This window comes from Winogradskyella sp. ECml5-4, assembly GCF_036903175.1.
Lineage (GTDB): Bacteria > Bacteroidota > Bacteroidia > Flavobacteriales > Flavobacteriaceae > Winogradskyella > Winogradskyella damuponensis.
On record NZ_JAYJLF010000001.1, the window covers coordinates 342,948 to 368,036 of the forward strand.

Annotated in this window: 18 protein-coding genes; 10 read left to right on the forward strand and 8 right to left on the reverse strand. The window is 34.1% G+C overall.

Translation table 11 applies throughout. From position 1 onward, the window contains the following. The first annotated feature begins 9 nt into the window (after positions 1-9). The 3 genes from VDP25_RS01450 (at position 10) to VDP25_RS01460 (ending at position 2,548) form a co-directional block, all read left to right on the forward strand. On the forward strand, positions 10-1,443 hold the full coding sequence (locus VDP25_RS01450) for a flotillin family protein (RefSeq protein WP_334465932.1): 1,434 nt from the start codon (positions 10-12) through the stop codon (positions 1,441-1,443). A gap of 21 nt (positions 1,444-1,464) precedes the next feature. Continuing rightward, positions 1,465-1,932, forward strand: a complete 468-nt coding sequence (locus tag VDP25_RS01455) for a hypothetical protein (RefSeq protein ID WP_334465935.1) — start codon at positions 1,465-1,467, stop codon at positions 1,930-1,932. Positions 1,933-2,056: 124 nt separating this feature from the next. After that, positions 2,057-2,548: a DUF6646 family protein gene (locus VDP25_RS01460; protein WP_334465938.1), complete on the forward strand. Its 492-nt coding sequence runs from the start codon at positions 2,057-2,059 to the stop codon at positions 2,546-2,548. A gap of 303 nt (positions 2,549-2,851) precedes the next feature. On the opposite strand, the gene VDP25_RS01465 is transcribed toward VDP25_RS01460, so the two are convergent. After that, positions 2,852-3,328, reverse strand: a complete 477-nt coding sequence (locus VDP25_RS01465) for a regulatory protein RecX (protein WP_334465940.1) — start codon at positions 3,326-3,328, stop codon at positions 2,852-2,854. Between the two features lie 233 nt (positions 3,329-3,561). Between VDP25_RS01465 and VDP25_RS01470 the strand changes: the two genes are divergently transcribed. Then, positions 3,562-9,432, forward strand: coding sequence for a GEVED domain-containing protein (locus tag VDP25_RS01470; protein ID WP_334465943.1), 5,871 nt, complete (start codon positions 3,562-3,564; stop codon positions 9,430-9,432). Positions 9,433-9,710: 278 nt separating this feature from the next. Here VDP25_RS01470 and VDP25_RS01475 read toward each other — a convergent pair whose 3' ends face one another. The 4 genes from VDP25_RS01475 to gdhA form a co-directional block, all read right to left on the reverse strand. Beyond that, on the reverse strand, positions 9,711-12,140 hold the full coding sequence (locus VDP25_RS01475; RefSeq protein WP_334465946.1) for a TonB-dependent receptor plug domain-containing protein: 2,430 nt from the start codon (positions 12,138-12,140) through the stop codon (positions 9,711-9,713). Positions 12,141-12,168: 28 nt separating this feature from the next. Next, entirely contained in the window at positions 12,169-12,888 is a 720-nt protein-coding gene (gene recO / locus VDP25_RS01480) for a DNA repair protein RecO (RefSeq protein WP_215926729.1), read from the reverse strand. Between the two features lie 2 nt (positions 12,889-12,890). Continuing rightward, positions 12,891-15,260, reverse strand: coding sequence for a type IX secretion system anionic LPS delivery protein PorZ (gene porZ / locus VDP25_RS01485; protein WP_334465952.1), 2,370 nt, complete (start codon positions 15,258-15,260; stop codon positions 12,891-12,893). A 125-nt stretch (positions 15,261-15,385) separates the two neighbouring features. After that, the gene (gdhA, locus tag VDP25_RS01490) at positions 15,386-16,729 is read right to left on the reverse strand and encodes an NADP-specific glutamate dehydrogenase (RefSeq protein ID WP_334465955.1); all 1,344 of its coding nucleotides are present in this window, start codon (positions 16,727-16,729) and stop codon (positions 15,386-15,388) included. Positions 16,730-17,016: 287 nt separating this feature from the next. Here gdhA and VDP25_RS01495 point away from each other — a divergent pair, with 287 nt between their 5' ends. Further along, entirely contained in the window at positions 17,017-17,832 is an 816-nt protein-coding gene (locus VDP25_RS01495) for a THC0290_0291 family protein (RefSeq protein WP_418637186.1), read from the forward strand. 78 nt (positions 17,833-17,910) lie between these two features. On the opposite strand, the gene VDP25_RS01500 is transcribed toward VDP25_RS01495, so the two are convergent. Next, positions 17,911-19,050, reverse strand: a complete 1,140-nt coding sequence (locus VDP25_RS01500) for a cystathionine gamma-synthase (protein ID WP_334465959.1) — start codon at positions 19,048-19,050, stop codon at positions 17,911-17,913. Between the two features lie 129 nt (positions 19,051-19,179). Between VDP25_RS01500 and VDP25_RS01505 the strand changes: the two genes are divergently transcribed. Further along, positions 19,180-19,899, forward strand: a complete 720-nt coding sequence (locus tag VDP25_RS01505) for a DUF3298 and DUF4163 domain-containing protein (protein WP_334465961.1) — start codon at positions 19,180-19,182, stop codon at positions 19,897-19,899. Here VDP25_RS01505 and VDP25_RS01510 read toward each other — a convergent pair. Next, positions 19,896-21,146, reverse strand: a complete 1,251-nt coding sequence (locus tag VDP25_RS01510) for a cation:proton antiporter (RefSeq protein WP_215926718.1) — start codon at positions 21,144-21,146, stop codon at positions 19,896-19,898. The genes VDP25_RS01505 and VDP25_RS01510 overlap by 4 nt on opposite strands. Positions 21,147-21,226: 80 nt before the next feature. Here VDP25_RS01510 and VDP25_RS01515 point away from each other — a divergent pair, with 80 nt between their 5' ends. From VDP25_RS01515 to VDP25_RS01525, 3 genes are read left to right on the forward strand one after another with little or no spacing between them, the layout of a single operon-like run. Beyond that, a complete protein-coding gene (locus tag VDP25_RS01515; protein ID WP_334465967.1) occupies positions 21,227-21,580 on the forward strand; it encodes an arsenate reductase family protein in 354 nt (117 codons plus the stop codon). Next, positions 21,573-22,466: a DMT family transporter gene (locus tag VDP25_RS01520; RefSeq protein WP_334465970.1), complete on the forward strand. Its 894-nt coding sequence runs from the start codon at positions 21,573-21,575 to the stop codon at positions 22,464-22,466. The genes VDP25_RS01515 and VDP25_RS01520 overlap by 8 nt, the downstream gene beginning before the upstream one ends. 1 nt (position 22,467) lies before the next feature. Then, positions 22,468-23,601: a hypothetical protein gene (locus VDP25_RS01525; RefSeq protein WP_334465973.1), complete on the forward strand. Its 1,134-nt coding sequence runs from the start codon at positions 22,468-22,470 to the stop codon at positions 23,599-23,601. A 3-nt stretch (positions 23,602-23,604) separates the two neighbouring features. Here VDP25_RS01525 and VDP25_RS01530 read toward each other — a convergent pair whose 3' ends face one another. Beyond that, positions 23,605-24,084, reverse strand: coding sequence for an acyl-CoA thioesterase (locus tag VDP25_RS01530; protein ID WP_334465976.1), 480 nt, complete (start codon positions 24,082-24,084; stop codon positions 23,605-23,607). Positions 24,085-24,207: 123 nt separating this feature from the next. Here VDP25_RS01530 and VDP25_RS01535 point away from each other — a divergent pair, with 123 nt between their 5' ends. Beyond that, positions 24,208-25,065 carry a YicC/YloC family endoribonuclease gene (locus VDP25_RS01535; protein ID WP_334465977.1) on the forward strand — a complete coding sequence of 286 codons (858 nt, stop codon included), beginning with the start codon at positions 24,208-24,210 and terminating at the stop codon, positions 25,063-25,065. The last annotated feature ends 24 nt before the right edge of the window (positions 25,066-25,089 follow it).

Here is a 25,089-nt window from a genome sequence, read left to right on the forward strand (position 1 = left end):
TTATAAACTATGTATTTACTAACCATTCAAGAAAATTTTAACCCCGAAAGTCTTGGCGGACCAATGCTTCTCATTTTTGTAGCACTATTTATAGTGGTAACCTTAATTATTTTAATAAAACGCTACAAACGCTGTCCTTCAGATAGAATTTTAGTGGTTTACGGAAAAGTTGGAGGTGGCCAATCGGCAAAATGTATTCATGGTGGAGCGGCTTTTATCATTCCTGTCATTCAAGATTATGAATTTTTAGAATTAACACCAATTTCTATCGAAGTAAATTTAGTAAACGCCTTATCTAAACAAAACATTAGAGTTAATGTACCATCACGTTTTACTATTGGTGTATCTACCGAACCAGGTATTATGCAAAACGCAGCAGAGCGTTTATTAGGCTTAGGACAAAATGAAATTCAAGAATTGGCTCAAGAGATTATTTTTGGCCAGTTACGTTTAGTGGTTGCTTCAATGGATATTGAGGAAATTAATAATGACAGAGACAAATTCTTAACTAACATTTCTCAGTCAGTAGAATCAGAATTAAAGAAGGTTGGTTTAAAACTCATCAACGTAAACATAACAGATATCGTTGACGAATCGGGTTATATTGAAGCCCTTGGTAAAGAAGCTGCTGCTCACGCTATTAACGCTGCACGTAAATCGGTTGCAGAGAAAACCAGAGATGGATCTATTGGTGAAGCTAATGCAGTACAAGACGAAAGAACTCAAGTTGCTGCGGCTAACGCACAAGCCGTAGAAGGTGAAAACACCGCAAAAATTGCCGTTGCTAATTCAGATTCGTTACGTCGTCAACGTGAAGCAGAAGCAGAACGTGTAGCAATCGCCTCAGAAAAAGTACAAAGTGCAAAGGCCTTACAAGAGTCTTATGCCGCTGAGCAAGAAGCAGAAACAGCGAGAGCAGAGCGTGAGCGTTCTTCTCAAATGGCAGATGTTATTGTACCTGCTGAAATTGATAAACGCAAAGTTGAAATTGATGCTGAAGCCGAAGCAGAACGCATTAGAAGACGCGCAAAAGGTGAAGCCGATGCTATACTCTTTAAAGCACAAGCCGAAGCACAAGGTCAGTTTGAAATCTTAACTAAACAAGCTGCTGGTATGGAGCAAATTGTAAAAGCTGCTGGCAATAATAGTAGAGATGCTGTATTATTATTAATTGCAGATAAATTGCCAGAACTTGTAAAAACACAAGCCGATGCGATCAAAAATATTAAAATAGACAAAGTAACTGTTTGGGACAATGGCAGCAGTGGTGAAGACGGAAAATCATCAACCGCAAACTTCCTGTCTGGCATGTACAAATCAGTACCGCCATTACAAGAAATGTTTAATATGGCTGGTATGGATTTACCTGAATATCTAAAAGGAAAAGACAAAAAAGAGATTGAAGCAGATGATGCTAAAATTGAACCTTCTAGCAAAAAATAAACACTCATTATTTTGAATAATATGGTTCATAAAAGACCAGTACCTACGGCAAAGTTAATTTATGGTACTGGTCTTATTTTAATTGGAGGCTTTACTGCTATAACCGGAAATATTATAGGTATTATAGGCATTGCATTAGGGATCTACTTCCTTAAATCTGATGGTATCGAAATTGATTTACAAAATAAGAAATACCGTAACATAATCAGTCTCTTTGGTGTATCATACGGACAATGGAAAGCATTCCCTGAAATAGAATATGTGTCGGTTTTTAAAACAACTCAAACCACAAGAGTTTGGGTGTCTACCGCAAGTACAAATGTTACAAATACTGTTGTAAAAGTCAATTTGTTTTACAATACCAACAAGAAGATCGAAGTGTATGTTTGCGATAATACAGATGACGCGTTTAAAATTGCTAAACAAATGGCAAATGCCTTAAATATTGATGTTTTAGACGCCACCTCACGCGAAACAAAATGGTTGTAAATTACATTGTTAAAGATTCACTTGCACTCTAAAAAACCATTAAAAACACCAATCGTTTCATATAATTTTCTGACATAAATAGAATTCTATTTGTATCTTTGCCCAGATTTTTAAAATTTATAAAATGAAAAATATTTTATTAGTAGTCGCTTTATTAGCTATAAGCTTTAGTAATGCTCAAGCTTTTGAAGGTAAAGGAGATACTAAATTTCAAGTTGGTGCTAACTTTCAAGAATATGCTACAGGCATTAATGTAAGTTACGATTATGGTTTAGGTGAAAATATGTCTGTTGGACTTTCCTCTACTTATACCTTAGGAATATCTGATGGTTTAGATGCCGATTTTGGAGATCGCTTTGATTTAAAAGCAAGATTTAATGCTAACTTAGGTAATGTAATTAATATAGATGAAAATTTTGATTTTTACCCTGGATTAAGCTTAAGCCTTAAAAACTTTGGTGGTCATGTTGGAGCACGTTATTTCTTTTCTCAAGGTTTTGGAGTCTATTCAGAAGCTTCATTTCCTTTAGCAAAATACAGCAACGATAAATCTAAAGTTGGCTACTACATTCACAACCAATTTGCTTTTAATATTGGAGCTGTTTTTAACCTGTAGGTAAAACAAAACATAAACCACGGCGCAGTTAGCCCTAAGCACATCGCTTAAATTTTAACCACGCTACATAAAATACAAGGCCTTTTCACTCGATACCCATTCGGATGTAAAGGCTTTTTTTTATGACACTAAATGATATGGGCTGTCGGCAAAAACCTAATACCACACACCTAATCCCTAATCCCTAAAACCTAATACCTAACACCTAATCCCTAAAACCTAATAACACCTAACACCTAATCCCTAACACCTAATCCCTAATACCTAATACCTAATCCCTCAAACCTAATCCCTAACATTCCATCACCCATTCAAAGCCTCATTCAAGCGTTCATAAATCAAATGCGATTCCCAACCACGATACAATAAATAATCTGCCACTTTTTTCTTCTTTTTATAGTCATTAGGTGCCTTAACCTGTGCGATACGTTTTTGCACCAATGCATCTAATGTTGCATAATAATCCTCTAAATCAATCTCATTTAAAGCAGCATCAATAGTGTATTTAGAAATTTCCCTAAATTTTAATTCCCTACGCAATCGGTTTTTTCCCCATTTTTTAATTCTAAATTTTCCACGGACAAAAGCTTTAGCAAAACGCTCTTCATTTAAAAAATTATGCCGAATTAAATGTACGATAATAAGATCTATAGCTTCAGGAATCATATTCATATCACGCAGCTTCTGCCGTACTTCTTTATGGCAACGTTCTTGGTAAGCACAATAGTGTTCTAGTTTAGCTTGCGCTTCGTCTACAGTATAAGTTTTATGTGAATTCATTGCCTCAAAAATACAATAGATTACGCACAATTACAGCGATATTAAAACTCAAAAACTAGCACTTATACTCTAAAAACAACACTGTAAAGATTGCATTTCATCGAAAAATGGCTTTATTTTATAGTAAAATACGTATAAAACTTAACAATTTGTTAATAAATACGTACCTTACAAGACACTGAAATACAGTGATTTTGATATATCTTTGTACAGTTAATCCCTTATTTATCCCTATGACTAAGAACTACCTTTTATCGTTTATATTATTTTGTTGTGCCTTTGTTTCTTTTGGGCAAACGTATACTAAGATTACAAACATTGGCGACCTTACCGATGGCTATTATGTTATCGCCGAAAGTAATGAAGAATACGCAATGAATAATACCCATAATGGGACTTTTTTAGATAGAACAAGTATAGCTCCAGTAGCTTCAGTGATTACAAATCCACCAGCTGCAATTATTTGGAAAATAGAAACTAATGGTTCAGGTAGAACCATATACAGTGAAGACAGTTCTAAATATGTATCTTATACTGGTAGCAGTAATAACGTTCAAATTGTAAATACCGTAACTGAGGATGACCAACGCTGGAATATTACATATAGCAGTGGGAATTTCATTTTTTCGAACCTTGCTGTAACAGGTAGAGATTTGCAATACAATACTAGTGCTCCACGTTTTGCTTGTTATACAGGAAGTCAAAGAGATATAGCCTTATATAAATTAGATGCTCCTGCTGGCCCAACCATAACAGCAGCACCAACAACACTTACAGGTTTAGATTATTTTTATAATATGCCTCCTTCTTCTGAAGATACTTTTACAGTAGAAGGAAGCCTTTTAACCAATGATATTGTAATCACAGCTCCTACGGATTTTGAAATTTCGTTAACTTCTGGTGCTGGGTTTACAAATAGTATTACCTTAACTGAAAGCAGTGGAACAGTAGCTTCAACAACCATTTATGCGAGATTAATATCAGGAAAAGCGGTTGGTACGTATACAGACGATGTAGATATTACAAGCACAGGCGCATCAACAAAAACAGTCTCCTTAACTGGAAATGTTGTAGATATATATTGTAATGCAGGACCGACAAGCAGTGCCGATTCGGAAATTGAAAATGTCACCTTAACAGGGGTAAGTCTTAATATTAACAATGATACTAGCGGAACTTGTACAGGTGGTACAGGAGGCGTCATTAATGATTACACTGCACAAAGTGCGGATGTTTATCCAGGAGGGAGCTATACGCTAAGTGTAGAATTCGGTGATTGTAATAACGGCGGTCAATATGATGGAGCTGGTGGAGTTTGGATAGATTGGAATAATGATGGAGATTTTGATGATACTGATGAAGAAATAACAACCCTAGACGTAGCCGTTTCTGGCGGTAATGTAACAGAAAACATAACAATAAATGTGCCTGCTGCTCAAGCAATAGGAGATTACAGAATGCGAATTGTTCAAGATGAAGGAGGCACAGCAAGTACAATTTCTCCTTGTGGAACATTTAACTGGGGTTCGGTTGAAGATTATACCATTACTGTAATAGCAGCAACAGGAAACTTAATTACAGTGACACAGACCACAGGCGGTACCATTTCTCCGGGTTCAACAATTGTAGCAGATAATGCTAACCAGAGTTTTACGGCAACACCAGACGCGTGTTACACCTTTACCAATTGGGTTGTAGATGGTACCAATGCAGGTAGCACAAATCCATACACCTTTACTAATGTAACGGCAAACCATACAATTACTGCCGTTTACACTCAAGATACCTATAATATTACGGCAACCGCTGGTGCTAATGGTACTATTAGCCCAACAGGTGTTACTAGTGTGGGTTGTGGTAATGATCAAACCTACACCATAACAGCAGATAGTGGTTATATTGTAGATGATGTTTTAGTTGATGGAGTCTCAGTTGGAGCTGTTACGTCTTACGATTTTACTAATGTTACAACAACACATACAATAAGCGTGAGTTTTGCGGTTTACGTAGCTCCGCAAATTGTAATTACTGAATTTGCAGGTAAAGGATATGGAGGAGATTGGAATAACGAATACATAGAATTGGCGAATTTTGGAGCGACAAGCGTAGACTTAACAGGATGGTTTTTAAAATACTATGAAAGCTCTCTAGAAGAAACCGTTAATTTATCAGGTATATTAGCACCTAATACTGCCTATGTAATTGCAGCAAGAAGTTCACATACAGCCGCAATATCACCAGACATAGTAGCATCCTTTAACATGAATAATCTAGCTTATGCAGTTCTTTTAGAGGGAACAACCATAAGAGATGAAGCCGGTTCTAGCTCTAATAAATTTAATGATGATTATAATTATGAATTTACAGATTGCTCTAATGACAATAAACCAACATCAAATTGGGATAATTTAGGAACAGGAAATGGAACACCAGGTGTTGTTAATTGTAACGCACCAAAACCAGAACTACAATTAGTAGATAATACAGCAACTAACCAAGACTGCGGTTTTACCTTAGATTACGGTGATGTAGCCGTTGGCTCAACCTCAGACCTAACCTTTGATATTGAAAACATAGGAACCTTAGACCTTACTATAAGTGCTTTGGCAATTACTGGAGATTATACAATTATAGCACCTGCAACAGTGCCGTTTACAGTTACACCAGGAAACGCACAAACAGTAACCGTACGATTAACACCACTATCAGATGATCCTATATTAGGGGAACTTACCATTACAAGTAATGATGACGATGAAGGTAGTTGTATTGTTAATCTAGAAGGTACTGGCTTTACTCCTGGTCCCAATATTAATGTTAGAGGGGTTGTGGGTAGTAACCCTACCATTGCTAACGGAAGTACAACAACCGCTGGCTTTAACAATACCTTATTTGCGGCGCAAACTATCAATACCACACAACAAACAAAAACCTTTAGAATTGGTAATGAAGCAGGTTCTGCAAATTTAACCGTTTCAAGCATTACACTATCTGGTGATACGGCAGACTTTTTTGTAACAGAAAGTATATCTAATCCTTTTGCTATAGATACGTATCAAGATTTTGATATAACGTTTCAACCAACTACAGATTCTGGATTAAGAAGTGTAACGGTGAGCATTGCTAACTCAGATTCCACCAAAGACCCTTATACTTTCGTAGTAGAAGGTAATGCTAATTGTACTTCGGTAAGTGGTACCATAGCTCCTGCGGAAGGTCCTGTAGGCACAATTGTCACTATCCTATCTCCTGGTAATGATCTTACCGGTGCTACGGCAGAATTAAACGGAGTGGCACTGACCACATTGTCATCAGATACCTTAGAGCTTCAAGTAAGATTACCTAACACAATTACAACAGGTGGTGCTTTAAGTGTCGAGCTTACAAGCGGTTGTATTTTTAGCAATCCCTTTACACTTATTAACGAAACGATTGCAGGTTGTGAAACAAGTTCTGGTGGCGGCAGCTTAAGTGATCTATTTATCAGCGAAGTAACAGATTCATCAAAAGGAAGTTTAACTTACATCGAATTATTTAACGCCACAGGTGCTACAATCAACTTTGCAGCAACCAATTATATAATCAAAATATATAATAACGGTAGCGCATCTACAACACATAGTTTTGTAATTAATTCTGGTTCTATCGCTAACAATAGCACTTTCGTTATTGCTACTGGCATATCTGCAGAAAACTCACAATGTACAGGAACAACAGGCGGTGATGGTAGCTTAGGACAAATGACCATTGTAAATTCTGGTGCGAGTATTAATTTCCATAAAGACAACAACACAAACACAGGTCATGATTTCATAGGGCTTTACAGCGCGTCTTCAACCTTAATAGATGCTTGGGGTGTCTTTGGAGATGCTACTTGGGCAGCTGGATTAGGTCTTGGAAAAAGCGGAGCAAATTTCCAAAGAGATACTGCTGCAACACTTCCAACTACTATATTTTCTTTGTCAGATTGGATAATCACAGACTGGACAGGTAATGCATGCGATGACGTGGATTACTCAAGCATTGGGGCTTATGATTTCTCAACAGGGACACCACCTTCAGTAACAGTACAACCTGCAGATTCCGATTTTAACTGTGAATTTTCAGCTAGTTTTAGCATCACTGGTACGGAAGGCTCTAACGAATCAGGTGACACACAAGAATTAGCATACCAATGGTACTATAACGCACCTGGCGATACAGCTTGGACTGAAATTTTACCTGCTGATACGAATTACAGTGGCCAACAAACAGCAACATTAAATATAATAGATACAGCCAGTTTAGATGGTTATCAATACTACTGTCAATTAAGAGAAGATACGGCAACGTGTTTTGAAGCCTCTAATGCTGTAAAACTAGATGTACGCGTATCTGTTTGGGATGGTACAGATTGGTCTTACCCACCGGATTTAGATAGATATGCAATCCTTAACTCTAACTACAACACCAGCAATGGCACAAATGGACAGGTTAGTTTTGGTGCCTGCGGATTGGTTGTAAATTCTGGAACCCTAACTGTAGACAACAGTAACTATGTTGAAATAATTAATGATGTTGTTGTACAAACTGGAGCGGCAATATTGATAGAAACACAAGCCGCATTCATTCAAAGAGGTGTTGGAGCTGCTGCTGGTAGTTTTACATTAAACGGAACGGCTACTTCACAAGTCAACAAACTAACAGCTCCTTTATCTAATTGGTATGATTACACCTACTGGAGTTCTCCCGTAGCCACAGCAGATGTAGATGCCTCATTATTTCCAGCAAGCCCATCTAGACGCTTTTGGTACAATGCCAATCTCTATTTAGATAACGACAATGACGATATAGACGATGATGCTAATGACTGGACCTTAGCAACAGGAACAGGACAAATGATTGTAGGTCGTGGTTATGCTGCCACTCATAATAATGTTGGATTTATCTCAGGTAACCAATACCAATATAATTTTGAAGGCGCTTTAAACACTGGAGATTATACATATCCCTTAGCTTACAATGCTATTAACACAGATCACTGGAATTTAGTAGGAAACCCATACCCTTCTGCTATTAAGGTTAAAGGAGTAGATGGTTTATTTGCTGCTAATGCAGGAGCTATTAAAACTTCCGTTTATTTATGGTCTCATAACTCACCTCCATTAGATTCAAATCCTGGTAATGAAAATTTAAATTTCAATTCTAATGATTATGCTATAATTAACCAAACTATGTCAACCGCAGGAGCAAGCGGTATCCCTCCGGGTAATTATATTCCTTCAGGACAAAGCTTTTTTGTAAGCAGTCTAGCAAACACAGACATAATCTTTAATAATGCCATGCGTATTAGCGGAGACAATAGTAACAACTTGTTTTTTAGAAATTCAGCAAATAGTGATACCGAACCACTAGAAGAGGCTAGGCTTTGGTTAAATTTAACAGCAGATGGCGGTATTTTTAATCAGCTTGGAGTTGGCTACGTAAATTCAGCAACAGATGGATTTGATGGTCTCGGTTATGATGCCAAAAGAAATTTATCTAGCGGAAGTGATGTCATTATTTATTCTAAAATTGAAGGAGAAGAACATAGGCTCGCAATTCAAGGGAAAGCCATTTCAAGTTTAAATATTGAGGAAATCATCAAAATAGGATTTGCTACTTCTATCGAAGAAAATCTAATTTATAAATTTTCTCTGTATGATTTTGAAGGACAGTTCTTAAACGAACACCCTGTATACTTAAAAGACAACCTATTAAACACCTACCACAATCTTAAAGATTCAGATTACACCTTTACGTCTGAACCAGGAGAATACAACAATCGTTTTGAAATCGTATTTAGAACAGCTAACCTTTCTATTGAAGACCATTTAATCAATGCTAACGGTATTAGCATTACCGAATTAACAAATGGCGATGTAGAATTTAAACTCAATTCTAATCAAAACACAATTACTAATGTTGAAATTTTAGATATGTTAGGCAGACGCGTTTACAACTTAAGAGGTAACACTACTACTGAAGTATACAACCTATCGCAACTAAGCCAATCTGCTTATATCGCAAAAATAACACTGTCTAACGGACAGGTCATTAGTAAAAAAGCGATTAAACAACAGTAAGATTATAATAATCTATAAATTAAAAGCCTCATGTAAAATGAGGCTTTTTTTATTGCCTAAAGCTTACATCAAAACAAGCATCTAAAGCCATTTTAGAGTATTTTACATAATAGGTTCACCCGTAGTTGCGTCGGGTTAACCTCGGGTTTGCGTCGGGTAAGACTCGGATAAACCACGGGCTTAACTTAGCTTAGCTACAAAACAAATAACACACTAAATCGTAAGATGTAAACCACTCACATTAAACATAGTTAGCACCAACTTTAAGTCAACACCGGTTAGAGTGTATATTTTAAAGCTAGTATAAGATTTCTACCTGCAGCTGCAATACCAGAAGAATACGGTTGGTAACGTTGATCTGTAATATTTTCTAAACTAGCCGTTAAACTAAGATTAGCGTTGTATTGGTATTGCGTTCTTAAATTAAGCGTATACCAAGATGGCGCATACGGATTGCCATCAGAATCTAAGGCATAGATATAGTCTTTAGCACTTTCTGAAGGAGCAAGCTGATTAAAAGAAAGTTCGTTATTATAAACAACAAAAGCATTTAATTGTAATTTATTATTTTTCCAGATAAGATGTGTTCGTCCAAAATTTGGAGCAACGTGCCTTACAGGCTCTTCTAACCCATTATTATCTTCTGTACCACCAATTACATTATATTGAGAGCTTAATTTTAATTGGTTTGTAAAATTAACTTCCAATCCTGCTTCAAACCCATAAATCCATGCTTTAGAGGCATTTTGTATCGCCTGAACATCACTTAACTCACCATCATATATAATTTCTGTTGCACCATTTATGGTATAAGCTCTTCTAATTAAAGCATTATCTAAAAAGGTATAATAAGAGGCCAAGTCTAAAACCACTTTGTCATCAAAATTTAGTTTTAACCCCAATTCACCACCATAAGCATACTCTGCTTTTAAGTCTTTATTTGGCACTACTACAGCACCAGGCTCACTATCAAAGACCTTTCCAATATCATCTATGTTTGGAGCTCTAAACGCTGTAGAGGCATTTAATTTCCATTGAATCATATCGCTTGGCGACCACGTAATGCCTGCTGTTCCAGTTAATGCACCTGTATTAATTTCAACATCATTAAAAGGCAAGTTTAAAAACTCATTATTGGCTGTAAAGTCGGCTTTAGCAATCACTTGATTAAACCGAAGCCCAGTTTGAAATACAAATTTAGAATTAGGCTTGTGTTTTAAACTCGCATAGGCAGCCACAGATTGCCATGTAGCACCATCGGGATAACGTGTAACGTTAGGAGCATTAACCTGGGTTTCAATATGTTCTTCATGCCCCTCAGAACCTACAATATTATGCAAATACTCTAATCCATAGAAAATACTTGTGGTCTCACTTAAATCCTTTTCTAAATCTAAATTAAACGACATAGCAGCTACAGACTCTGATCTTACTTCGCGTATGGCAGATTGATAATCTCTATCTTCTCTACTTTCTTTAAAATTTTGATAGGCTAAAGTGGTCTGAATTTTATCATACAAATTAGAATTACTACTCAATTTGGTCAATTGAAAATTCCCCATAAACCACTGTTGCGGACCATAATTCCACTCGGCAGAACGTAAATAATCCCCTCTATATCTTATTAATCTATCGTACCTAGAATAATCAGATGTTGTAGAATAGTACAATCCAAAATCAAAATTAAGATTATCAGACGGCTCGTATCTAGCTTTTTGCATCAGGTTAATTTGGTCGTAACCTGTTGGTATTTGTACCAACGGATTAGAATTAGCAACAATAATATCTTCGCCATTTGCACTTGCCACATATTCTGGTCTTATATAATCTGTTGGCCCATGACTTCCCATTCTTAAATCATCAAAATTGGTATAACTTACACTAGTTAAAAACGCCCATTTTTTATAACCTAAATTCACATCAAAATGTCCTGTCTTCTCTTTGTTAGCAGTAGAATATCTTGCTAAAGCATTTCCTGCAAGAAACAATTCATCCTTATAAGATAACTGCGGTTTTTTTGTATAAAAACTCATCACACCACCAATAGCATCACTACCATACACCACAGAACCAGCCCCTAAAGTTACCTCTGTATTTCTAATTGCAAAAGGATCTATAGAAATCACATTTTGAAGATTACCTCCTCTAAAAATAGCATTATTCATACGCACACCATCTACGGTAATTAAAAGACGGTTAGTAGAAAACCCTCTAATCATTGGGCTCCCTCCTCCCATTTGACTTTTCTGAATGTAAATATTGCCGGTGTTCTCTAATAAATCTGCACTTGTTTGCGGATTTGCAAGCACAATATCTTTAGCATTAAGACTCACAATAGTTTGAGGAATATCGCGCTTGTTTTGCTCAAACTTAGATGCAGATATAACAATTTGCTTTAAGTCTTCAACTTTTAAGGTAAGGTGTACCGTATTATTGTTTTTTGCAATTTCAGCTTTTGTGAGTTGTTGCTTTTCGTATAAAAAATCTTGAAAAAAGATGATTTCATCATCATTAAAAATAGCTAAAGAGGCTTCTCCTTTTAAATCGGTAACTAGCGTTTTAGTCTTCTTAAGATTATACAGTGCAACTCCAGGAATTGGAGCAAGACTACCTTCTTCTAAAACAGTAACAGTTTGTCCAAAAACCGATTGTAAGAAAAGAACTAAAAAAATACTATACGCGAAGTTTCGCTTTAACTGCAAACTCATTTTCAATAAAATATTTTGGTAAATACGCCTAATGAAATACCTCGTTAAGCACCTGTAATGATTTAGGATTTTTAAAATTGCCCAAATGTAATTCAAAATAATGCAACAACATATTTAAAAACTCTTGTCTTTGTTTGCCGTTGATTTTTACAGTATTTAAAGTATCAAAATTTGTGCCTAACAGACGTTTTAACAGTGTTAAATTTTCGCCTGAAACGGAATAAATTCCGTGATTGACACCTTCAAAAATTCCAGATTCTAAATTAAAATACGGATCGTTTGTATTCACGTTTTCAGGTTGAAATCCTAAATAGCGTGTTAATTTTAAAAGAAACAATAAATGAAAATTAGAAAATTGGTCTTCATTGTCTAAATACTGAAGTGCTGCCGATATAAAATGAAATAAATCTTCATTCTTTTCTTCTTCTTTAAGCACATTTGAAAGTATTTCAGATAAAAACAATACAATTGAACTTTTATAGATGTTAGTGTGAAGGCTTTTATAAATATAACTAAATTTTACTTCTTTTATAAAGTGAAGCGATTGATTAGGCTTGTAGTTTTCTTCAATTTGAAGCTGAGATAAAGCTTGATAATAAACCGTTTTAGACAATCCTTTTTTAGACTTTAAAACACCTCTTAACATATAACTTACCAATCCTCGTTGCTCAGTATAACACTTTACAATAAGATCATGATCTCTGTATTTTAATTTTGAAAGAACAATGCTATTGTTTTTTGTAAGCATGTTTATCTTATTATAAGGACTTTTAATACTTTGGTTTCAAAAGAATCTAAGTCTGATATCAGTATTAAATACACGCCAGATCTCACTATAGAATTGCCCATGTTTTTACCATTCCAAACGGCAGTACCTCCGTCTATAGCAAAGTTATAGTTGTTATTTGAAGACCTTAAATTAACATTAGACTGTGCTTCGGCAACCAAATTACCTTCAATATCTGTGATTTTAATATTTACACTATCTGTAAGTCCACTTATTTTTACGCCTTTATTAATGTCGTTAAGGTCATTAAAACCAAGTATATTATACTCTGGTCGTACAGGGTTTGGATAAGCAAAAGCATTTTCTAAAGTATCTTCTGGCTTAGAACCTCCGGCTTTAAACGCCATTAATCCTCTTGAGCTAGCAATATATACTATACCATTATCTAAATCTAAAGCGATATCATTAATGCGATTTGAAGGTAGTGGCGAGTTATCTGTTGTAAAGTGATAAATTGTTTTTTGACCATCTGACGAAAAATAAAATACACCTGAATCTGCAGTTGCAATCCATTTGTTATTAGAACCATCAACTTCAATATCTGAAATAGATTGATTTTCTAAAAGCTCTTTAGGAATACCATCTTCCAAAATAATAATTTGACTTAGAGTTGGATTTGGATCTTCATAAAAGCCTATTGTATTATACAAAACTCTTAGCCCTTTTGTTGTCCCAACCCATAGCTGACTGCTATTATCTACCGCAACAGCAGTAAACCTAGAAAATGGGAGTACATTTTGAGCTTCTGAATTAATATTACGTAGCGGATTATTTCCTATACTTTCATTGTATGCTAGCAAACCGTTAGAATATGAGCCTATCCATTTGGTTCCATTATTGTCTATGTCTATATCAAAAAATCCAAATTCGTCACCTGAAGGATTTTCTATTAAGCTCGTAAAATTATGACCTTGCCAATTTCCAGTACTAGGATCGTAAGATTTTAAAGGGTTTGGTGCTCGTGAGGTCAATGACCATAGTATACCATTTCTATCAAAGGTAGCAGCTGACACTCTTATACTCGTATTACTAGCCATAGATTCTAAACCACTATTATCTTCGTTATATAATACGGTAGGCTCAAAATTATTTAACTCTAAAATCCCATTAAGGAATGAACTGATAAACACTTGATTGGTTCTAAAAGGATTTACAGCAATTGTATTGAGATTCCTAGCTCCCAAAACACTGTCGTAAGGAATGTTTTGCCAAGTCTCATTTCTATAATAACTCAACCCTCGGCTTCGTTCCGGAGCGGGATCAAATGCAGATGTATAATCCCCAAAACTTGCCCAAACAAAATTTTCGGCATTTATCTTAAACGTTTCATTATATAAAGGCCCATTAGGCATAATATCTACGTAAGTACTGTTATCTGAAATCTGACCTTTTAGTACTCCAAAATTCTCTGTACCTATATATATAAAGTCATCTAATAGTGTTGCTGATGTAAAATTGGTGTCAAAATCTACAGTTGGCTGAAAACTGTTAACTAATTGCATATTTTCATCGTACACATAAACTGTATTTGTTGTTGAAAAAATAAAATTAGAACCTACTTCTTCTACATCTAAAGGTAATAAGGGTAAGGTTAATACGCTATTAACTGAAGCACCATTTATTTTATAAACTACAGCATTAGCTCTTACAGAATACAAAGAATTACCTACAGTACTCGCAGAATGATAGTTCCCTACAATAACGGTTTGCCACTGCTGAAAATCAATAAGATTAGGATTGGTTAAATCTGCTTTTTTTAAGCCATTATTATTTAAACAAGCTGCATAGATTTCATTATTTAAAATAGAAACTTGTTTCACTGTAATTTGAGAGCCACCATTACCAAGAAAATAGGTGTCACCAAACTCTAATCCCTCTAAACTATAAATTGAAATACCATAATCCGTAGAAATATAAATTAAGCCTTCATTCTCGTAGAAATGATTAATACGTTTATTTAATGGAGTAATGTTTTGTTTTTCAAGAATATCAACAACTCTTAATACCGATTTATCAGTTTCAGAATATATCTCAATTAAGCCTGTTTCATAACCAATGAGTAAATATTGATATAACTCACTATAATAAATAGTTGTAATTTGTTCACCAGACAACCCTTCTACAGTCGTGATTTTAGTTATTTCATTAGTTAAAGTATCGTATTCAAAAACGGCATTTTGGGCAGCCGCAAATATTTTATTATCACCATTTACAACATCTATAATATTATTATAGGAATAATGCCCTTGCCATAACTCTGAGAAATCTTGACTATAACACGAGGTTGTTAAGCCAAATACTAGAATAAAGATTTTAAAAATAGTAATACGCATTCGTAAATTAGGTTTGGTCAAAGATATTTAATAGTAACGATATTATAATGCATATCATATATTATGTCAATAAAAAAAGCTTCCATGAAAAACACAGAAGCTCATCTTTTAATCGTATTAATTATTTAAACTACTCCTTGAGCTAACATAGCATCTGCAACTTTTACAAAGCCTGCAATATTTGCTCCTCGTACATAATCTACATAACCATTTTCATCAGTTCCATATTCAACACATGATGCATGAATATCATCCATAATTTGATTTAATTTAGCATCTACCTCTTCACGAGTCCAGTTGTATCGTAATGAGTTTTGGCTCATCTCTAAACCAGATGTTGCTACTCCACCAGCATTAGATGCTTTTCCTGGAGCAAACAATATTTTTGCTTTATGAAAGGCCTCAATTGCTTCTGGTGTAGAAGGCATATTAGCTCCTTCACTCACACAAATACAACCATTACTTAATAATTTTTCTGCGTCATCTGCATTAAGTTCGTTTTGTGTTGCACACGGCAACGCAATATCACATTTAACTCCCCAAGGAGTTTCACCTTTATGGTATGTTCCTGAAGAAAATTCATTAGCATATTCTGAAATCCTTCCTCTTTTTACATTTTTAAGATCCATAATAAAGGCTAATTTTTCGGCATCAATCCCATCTTTATCGTAAATATATCCCGAAGAATCAGACATTGTAAGTACTTTTGCACCAAATTCTATGGCCTTTTCTGCAGCATACTGTGCTACGTTTCCAGAACCCGAAATTACAACATGTTTACCTTCAAAACTGTCATTTTTAGTTGCTAACATATTTTTAGCAAAATATACATTACCATAACCCGTAGCTTCTGGTCTTATTAAAGAACCTCCAAAAGAAATTCCTTTACCTGTTAGCACACCTGTAAACTCGTTACGCAATCTTTTATATTGGCCAAACATATAACCAACTTCTCTTCCTCCTACTCCAATATCTCCTGCAGGAACATCTGTATTTGGGCCAATATGACGAAATAATTCGCTCATAAAACTTTGACAAAAACGCATGACTTCATTATCTGACTTTCCTTTTGGATTAAAGTCCGAACCACCTTTACCACCTCCCATAGGAAGTGTTGTTAAAGAATTTTTAAATACTTGCTCAAAACCTAAAAATTTTAAAATACTTAGATTTACTGAAGGGTGAAAACGCAAACCTCCTTTATAAGGTCCAATAGCAGAATTAAATTCAACTCTAAACGCTCTATTAACTTGCGTATTACCGTTATCATCAATCCACGGTACTCTAAATATTATAGTGCGTTCTGGCTCTACCATACGCTCCAATAACATTTTACCTTTGTATTTTGGATTGCTTTCAATAAATGGAATTACAGTTTCCGCAACTTCCTCTACAGCCTGCATAAACTCAGGTTCGTTACCATTTCTTTCATTTACGAGATTTAAAAAAGCTTCTATTTTATCTTTCATAAATTTATTTTTTTTGTTTTTGTTAAAGTCTTATACAAACAACTTATTATTACACAAATATCATTTTAATTAACATTAATTTAGAAATTTATAATATATTGTGTGTAAATTATAATTTATCTGCAAAAATAAGTGTTTAATTTATATTTTTATCTGTTTAATTTTTCAAAATCAACATTAATTCTTTTCTTTAAAGCATATTAAAGCATGCATTTTATCCGTTTTATTTGGTATTTCGTCGAGTTTTTATATATTTGCTCGGCTAAGAGTCTCAATTTTGAAATTACATGACACTATATATAAAAAAACTATTCATTCCACTTGCATTTTTTTTATCAATGCAACTAAGTTACTCGCAATTAGGCTTTTCTCACGAATTAGGTGTTATTGCAGGTCCTGTAGCTTATCAATCTGATTTCGGTGTACGTTCGGATTTTGAAACTAATGCTGGCAATTCAGGGATAGGTTTAGGTATTGTACACTACATCAACTTTTCTTATCGTGCTGATTGTAATTGTTATACTACAGACAAATACTTTAATGACCACTTTAAATTAAGAAGTGAAATCTCTTGGAATAAAACAAAACTTGAGCACTTCGGAGAATGGGTTGAGTCTAATAAAACATCTGAAAATGCCAATCGATTAAGAGGGCATTCTGGAGAGGCACAAAATTGGGATATAGGAATGCAATTAGAGTTTTTCCCAAGAAGTATCAGAGAATTTTCTGCTGGTGTTTTTTCATTCGCTCCTTTTGTTAGTTTAGGTGCGCACTATGTATCATACAATCCTAGTGTTTATACCAATTATGTAAGCTCAGATTTTTCTAACCTTAATAACTTTGGAGATATAGATGACCCATCTAACTTTTACTCATTTTGGGAACCTGGTTCTGTAAGTGACAAAAGTGGTTCTGCGTGGTCTATAGTAAGTAGTGTTGGAACAAGATATAAACTTACCGTACTTTCGGATTTAATGGTTGATTTAAGATTCCAGTACTTTTTTAGTGACAAAACGGATGGTTTAGACCACCAACTTTCTTCTAATAAAGCCAACGATTGGATGGTGTGGCTAAACTTTGGTTACATTTACTACTTAGATTAAACAACTTATAAATTATATAATACAAAAGACCAAATCATTAGATTTGGTCTTTTGTGTATTGTAGAACTAATGATAAAACTATCCTATGGCTTGTTTTAAATCTCCTATTAAGTCTGTTTCATCTTCAATACCCACACTCAATCTAATTAGAGAATCTACAACTCCTGCTTTTTCACGATCTTCTTTAGGGATACTAGCGTGTGTCATACTTGCTGGATGACCAGCTAACGATTCTACACCACCAAGCGATTCGGCAAGTGTAAAAATGTTTAGCTTCTCTACTATATTCATAGCGTCTTGGTAATTATTTCCTTTTGTAGTAAAAGACACCATACCTCCAAAATTGGTCATTTGTGATTTGGCGATAAGATGATTAGGATGATGCTTAAAACCTGGCCAATATACGTTTTCAATTTTTGGATGTTTTTCTAAATATTCGGCAACTGCTTTTCCATTTTCGCAATGACGCTGCATACGTACATGTAAAGTTTTTATACCTCTTAATGCTAAAAACGCATCTTGAGGACCACAAACCGCTCCACTTGCATTCTGAATAAAATACAAACGATCTGCCAAATCTTTATCTTTAACAATTAAAGCTCCCATAACCAAATCACTATGACCTCCAAGATATTTTGTCGCTGAATGCATAACAATATCGGCACCTAAATCTAATGGTTGCTGTAAATATGGAGTGGCAAATGTATTATCAACAGCTAACAGTACATCATGTCTTTTAGCAATTTTTGCCGTTGTAATAATATCTATAATATTTAACATTGGGTTTGTTGGCGTTTCTACCCAAATCAACTTTGTGTTGGCGTTAATGTAGTCTTCAACACAATTGGCATTTTCCATACCAATAAAATGGAATTTTATACCAAAGTCCTCATATATTTTAGTAAATAAACGATATGTCCCACCATATAAATCGTTCGTAGAAATGACTTCATCACCAGGCTTTAATAATTTTAGAACAGCATCAATCGCTGCTAAACCAGAGCTAAAAGCCAAACCATGATTTCCATTTTCTATACTCGCAAAAGCATTCTCTAACGCCGTTCTGGTTGGGTTGTGTGTTCTAGAATACTCATAACCCTTATGACCGCCTGGAGTTGATTGTGCAAACGTAGATGTTTGATAAATTGGAGGCATTACAGAACCGTATGCAAGATCAGGTTTTTGACCTCCGTGTATTGCTTTTGTATTGAATTTCATAGTTTATAACATTTACGGCCTAAGCCATCTGAATTATCACCTTTAAATCACAACAAATTTAATGGATAATTCGTTCTATTCGAATCTATATAATACCTTTAGTCTTTGTTTAACAAAACCTCTACCAGTTTGAAACGTATAAGTTTTTTTTTAGTGTTTTTAATTCTTTTAAATTCATGTACTTCTGAATTTAAACCTGTAACCTTTGAAACCATTTCAATTGAAGAATCTTTTGATGCCGAAATTTCGGCAACCTACAGTAAAGCCAAAGGCAATAGCGACCTCAGCAAAACTATTAACACCAATGTTGAAAATGCAATTATTAAAACCTTAAGTACACCTGAAAATAAAAACAACTTAACCGATGTTCTAAAAGCTTTTAATACAGAATACCTTAGCTTTAGAAACGAATTTTCAGAAGGATCAGAACCTGTATGGGAACTTCATATTGAAACCGAATTAACCTATCAATCTGAAGAAGTGATTACAATAGCAATTAGTAATTACGAGTTTAAAGGAGGAGCACATGGTAACGACCAAATACAATTTCTCAACTTAGACGCTAAAACAGGTAAAATTTTGAGCTTAGATGATATTATCACAGACAAAGAAAGCTTTACAACATTAGCCGAAAAATATTTTATAAAATCATTAGACAACAAAAAAGAAAACTTAAAAATGGAAGATTTCTTTTTTGGAGAATCGTTTCACTTACCAGAAAACATAGGTTTTAGTGAAGACGGACTAGTACTGCTTTATAATGTTTACGAAGTTGCTTCGTATGATAGTGGTTATACCGAGTTTGTAATTCCGTTTACAGAGACAGAATTATATTTAAAAGTTCATTAATCCTTTACTCCTCTTGTTAATCGTTTAATAAAAGGTTCAACGGTTAAACCTTGACCAACAATAGAAACCACCACGACAATATAAGTAATTACTAAAAATAATTCTCTATGCATCGCTGTGGTAAGACTTAGAGCTAATGCTATTGAAATTCCACCTCGCAAGCCTCCCCAAGTCATTATCAAATTTGTTTTTGGCACAAAATCTAAACGTTTTGAAAAAAACTTTATGGGCAACCATAGTGATATATAACGACACATTAATATAATAGGAATAGCTAATAATCCGGCATAAATGTATTTGCCTTCTAAAGTTAAAATTAACATTTCCATACCAATCATTACAAACAAAATAGTATTTAATAAGACATCTATTAGTTCCCAAAATTTATCCACATAAAGTTCTGTAGTTTCAGACATGGCAGAATTTCTTACGGTATCATTTCCAACAATAAGTCCAGCTGTAACCATCGCTAATGGTGCAGATAAATGAAATTTATGCGCTAACATGGTACCTCCCATAACCGTTGCAAGGGTTAGAATGACTTCAATTTCATAATTATCAATAGAACGCATTAAACGATACGTAACCCAACCTAGAAAAAGCCCCAAAACAATACCACCAATAACTTCTTGTCCGAATAAGGTTGCAATTTCAGATAATTTAATCGCTGCATCTGGTTTGGCTGCAATCGCAAAAATGGTCAAAAACACCACGACTCCAACTCCATCATTAAATAATGATTCTCCTACAATTTTGGTTTCCAATTTTTTTGGTGCTCCTGCCTTTTTTAAAATTCCTAAAACAGCAATGGGATCTGTTGGTGATATTAACGCTCCAAATAATAAACAATAGATAAAATCGACATTTAATCCCATTAATTTTAACACATAGAACATCGCAATACCAACCAAAACTGTAGATACCAAAACACCTAAAGTTGCAAAAGCTAAAATTGGGCCGCGTTGCACTTTTAGTTGATTAAAATTAGTATGTAATGCCCCTGCAAATAATAAAAAACTCAACATAATATCTAACAAGACGGTTTCAAAGTCTATCATAGCTATAAATTCCCGCTCTTGAACCAATAAAGTATCATCAAACTGAGCAATACCAACTAAAACTACAGTAAAAACAATAGTAATAACCATTAAACCAATGGTAATTGGTAGTTTTAAAAACTTCACGTTTATATAGCCAAAAAGAGCAGATAACACAACTAAAATAGTTGCAATTGAGTAGTAATCCATAAATTGATATTTTTCTTAAAAGTAATAAAATTCGTTAGAAATACGGTTTCTTTGCATTTTGAAATTAAACCGTTTAGATTATGAACAAAATATACTATTTAAGTAGCTGTAATACTTGTACGCGTATCATCAATGAACTTAATCTTCCTGAAGGCTTTCAACTTCAAGATATAAAGACAGAACCAATTACTACGCAACAAATTGAACAAATGCGAGAACTAACTAACAGTTATGAGAGCTTGTTTAGTAAACGCGCTAGACTTTATAAAGAACTAGGTTTAAAAGACAAATCGTTAACTGAGGACGATTATAAAAACTATATTTTAGAGCACTACACCTTTTTAAAACGGCCAGTGATTTTATATAAGAATCAAATTTTTATTGGCAATTCTAAGACAACAGTAGAAGCAGCAAAACTTGCTTTGCATGAATAGTAGAGGGTTTGCCATTTTTGCACTTGTAATGGTACAAGTATTATATGGACTCAATTTCACCATTGCAAAAACGGTAATGAATGAAAATTTCATCAAACCTTTTGGGTTTGTACTTATAAGAGTAGCTGGAGCTACAGTATTGTTTTGGGCAATGAGTCTCTTTTTACCAAAACAAAAAATTGAAAAAAAAGACTATCTAAAACTCTTTGTCGCTGCCATTTTTGGAGTGATGATTAATATGCTGTTCTTTTTTAAAGGCTTAGAATACACTTCGCCTATCCACGCCTCTGCCATCACCATTACAGTGCCTATTATAATTTTAGTTTTGTCGGCTATAATTCTAAAAGAAAACGTATCTAAGCTCAAAATCGTTGGAGTTACCTTAGGCTTAATAGGCGCACTCGTTTTAACTATTTATGGTAAATCTAATAGAGCTGGCGACAATGTGCCTTTAGGTAATTTACTCGTGTTTTTAAATGCTATTTCGTACAGTATTTACATTATAATGATAAAAAAACTCACATTAAAATACCATCCATTTACATTTATTAAGTGGTTATTTTTATTTGGCCTTATTATGTTAATTCCGTTTGGATATAACGACTTAAAAGCTGTGGAGTGGCACACGTTTACACCTAATGTCATTTGGTCTGTTCTATTTGTTATTATTGGAGCAACTTTTGGAACCTATTTGTTTAACCCACTCGCATTAAACAAACTAAAAGCATCTACTGTAGGTATATTTATTTATCTTCAACCTGTAATTGCTGGACTCTTTGCTATTTCAATAGGCGCAGATTTTATAGACTCAGTAAAAATTGGAGCCATGTTACTCATATTTTTAGGAGTATTTCTAGTATCTAAAAAACCTAAAAACACCACTTAATTTGCCTCTAAAATCTAAAATATTTAAAAGCATTGATGCTATTCCACAATCCTATTGGCATAGCGTAAACTGCTGTACAAATATTTATTATTCGCCCGAATTTCTAAAAGCATTTGAGCGTGCCAATACAGATATTGAGTTTAATTATATCTTTATATTAAAAGACAAAGAAGCGATTGCTTTTGCTAATACCCAAATTGTAACTATTGGAATTGAAACCATTACTAAAAACATTAGCATGACTGATAAAATTAGACGCGTGGTAAACAATATGTTTTGTAATAATGAAATTCGTGTGTTGTTCTGTGGAAATGTGTTTTTAAGTGGTGAATATGGTACATTTTTAAAAGATGGTGAAGATAAAATTACCACATTCAAGGCCATTGCAGAAGGTGTAAAACAATTATCAAAATCTACAAAAAAACTAAAAGCCATATTCATAAAAGATTTTGAAAACGATTCTCTTCCTATTACAAAGCATTTAGAAGCCTATGATTACGCGGCTATGAACGTTGAGCCAAACATGATTATTACACTAAAACCTGAATGGCAATCTTTTAACGATTACACCAATGCTTTAAAATCTAAATACCGTGTAAAAGCCAATAGAGCTGACACAAAAAGTAAGACTTTAAAAGCGAAATTATTCACACAACAAGACATAGAAACACATAAAAATCAGCTTCAAGAATTATATCAAAACACTATTGATAATGCCGATTTTAACGCTCAAATTTTAAATCTTGACACTTATATTTATCTAAAAAAAGCCTTCAAAAATAAATTTATAGTAAAAGGCTATTTTCTTGAAGATAAATTAGTTGGTTTTTTATCTGCCATGCAAAACAACACGCATCTCGATGCGCATTTTATAGGCATTGACTATTCAAAAAATAAAGAATTTGCTATCTATCCAAGAATACTAAATGATTATGTAAGACTCGGAATTGAAACACAATCAACACAGATTAACTTAGGCAGAACTGCTTCAGAAATTAAAAGTACACTTGGTGCAAAACCAAAACCGTTAACTTGTTATTGCAAACACAAGCGGTATTTACCTAATCAGGTTTTAAAACCGTTTATTAAAAATGTGCAGATAAAATCCTTTAAGCAGCATTCGGTTTTTAAGTAAAACTTACATTGGCATAGGCTTTGGTCTTACGCCATGCTTACGTGTATCTTCTTTTGTTAAAACCTTAAAACTTTCAGACTTTGGAAATTTATGAGCCAATTCTAATAAAGGTTCTGGTAAAGCTGTTAATTTTCTCGCTTTTAAATCAATCCAAGCACCTTGCATTTCGCAATAGGCTAAATTTTCGCCTTTATGGTTGTAAAAATTATGTTCAAACATAAATAACATACCATCTTCACTCAAACCAGAAACTTCAATAGTTACCGTAATTGGAGTACCCAAAAAAGATTCTTTAAAATAATACATGTGCTCATAAAACACTACTGGTCCAACATTGAATTTCATTATTTCTGGCATTGTAAACCCTTTTTCTGTAAAGAAAGCCATCCTAGCATGACTCATAAAGTTGGTATAAGCAGAATTAGCTAAATGACCGTTAGCATCAACATCGCTCCAGCGAATTTCAAATTGTTTTTTGTACATAGTTTTCTTTTCAATTTTGGCTTACAAAGTTATAAAAGTCTATTGTGAGAATCGGTTCATTTCTAAACTATTTAAAACCATTCAATTTTGTACCTTTGCACAACTTTAATTAAAGCATCTTTAATGATACAATCCATGACAGGTTACGGGAAATCTGTACTACAGCTCCCAACTAAAAAAATATCTATAGAATTAAAATCTCTAAACAGTAAGAGTCTAGATCTCAATGCTCGTATGCCTTCTATGTATCGTGCAAAAGAATTAGCCATTAGAAAATTAATTGCTAAAAACTTAGTAAGAGGAAAAGTAGATTTTTCATTATTTGTAGAAATCACAGGCGAAGACACCAGTTCTAAAATCAATAAAACAGTTGTTAAAGAATACATTAAGCAACTTAAAGAAGTGGTTGACGGAGATGCTACAGAACTTTTAAAAATGGCCATTCGTTTACCAGATGCTGTAACAACAGAACGTGATGATATTGATGAAGAAGAGTGGTCTTTAATTAGTAAAGAAATTAATGAAGCCATTGCTAATATTGTTATTTACAGAAAAGACGAAGGAGCAATGCTAAAACAAGACTTTGAAGATAGAATTGCCACCCTTAGACGTTTATTACAAGAGGTAATTACTATGGATCCTGATCGTATTGATGGTGTAAGAGCTCGATTAGAAAAAGGTATTGCAGATATTAAAGAAAAGGTAGATGAAAACCGTTTTGAACAAGAACTGGTCTATTACATTGAAAAATTTGATATTACTGAAGAAAAAGTAAGATTAGAAAACCACTTAGATTATTTTATAAAGTCGTTAAATTCTGACGATTCAAACGGAAAAAAATTAGGTTTTATCTCTCAAGAAATTGGAAGAGAAATTAACACTATCGGTTCAAAATCTAACTATGCACCAATGCAAAAATTAGTAGTTCAAATGAAAGATGAACTCGAAAAGATTAAGGAACAATTATTAAACGTACTCTAAATTAGCTGACCATCACAGTCGCGG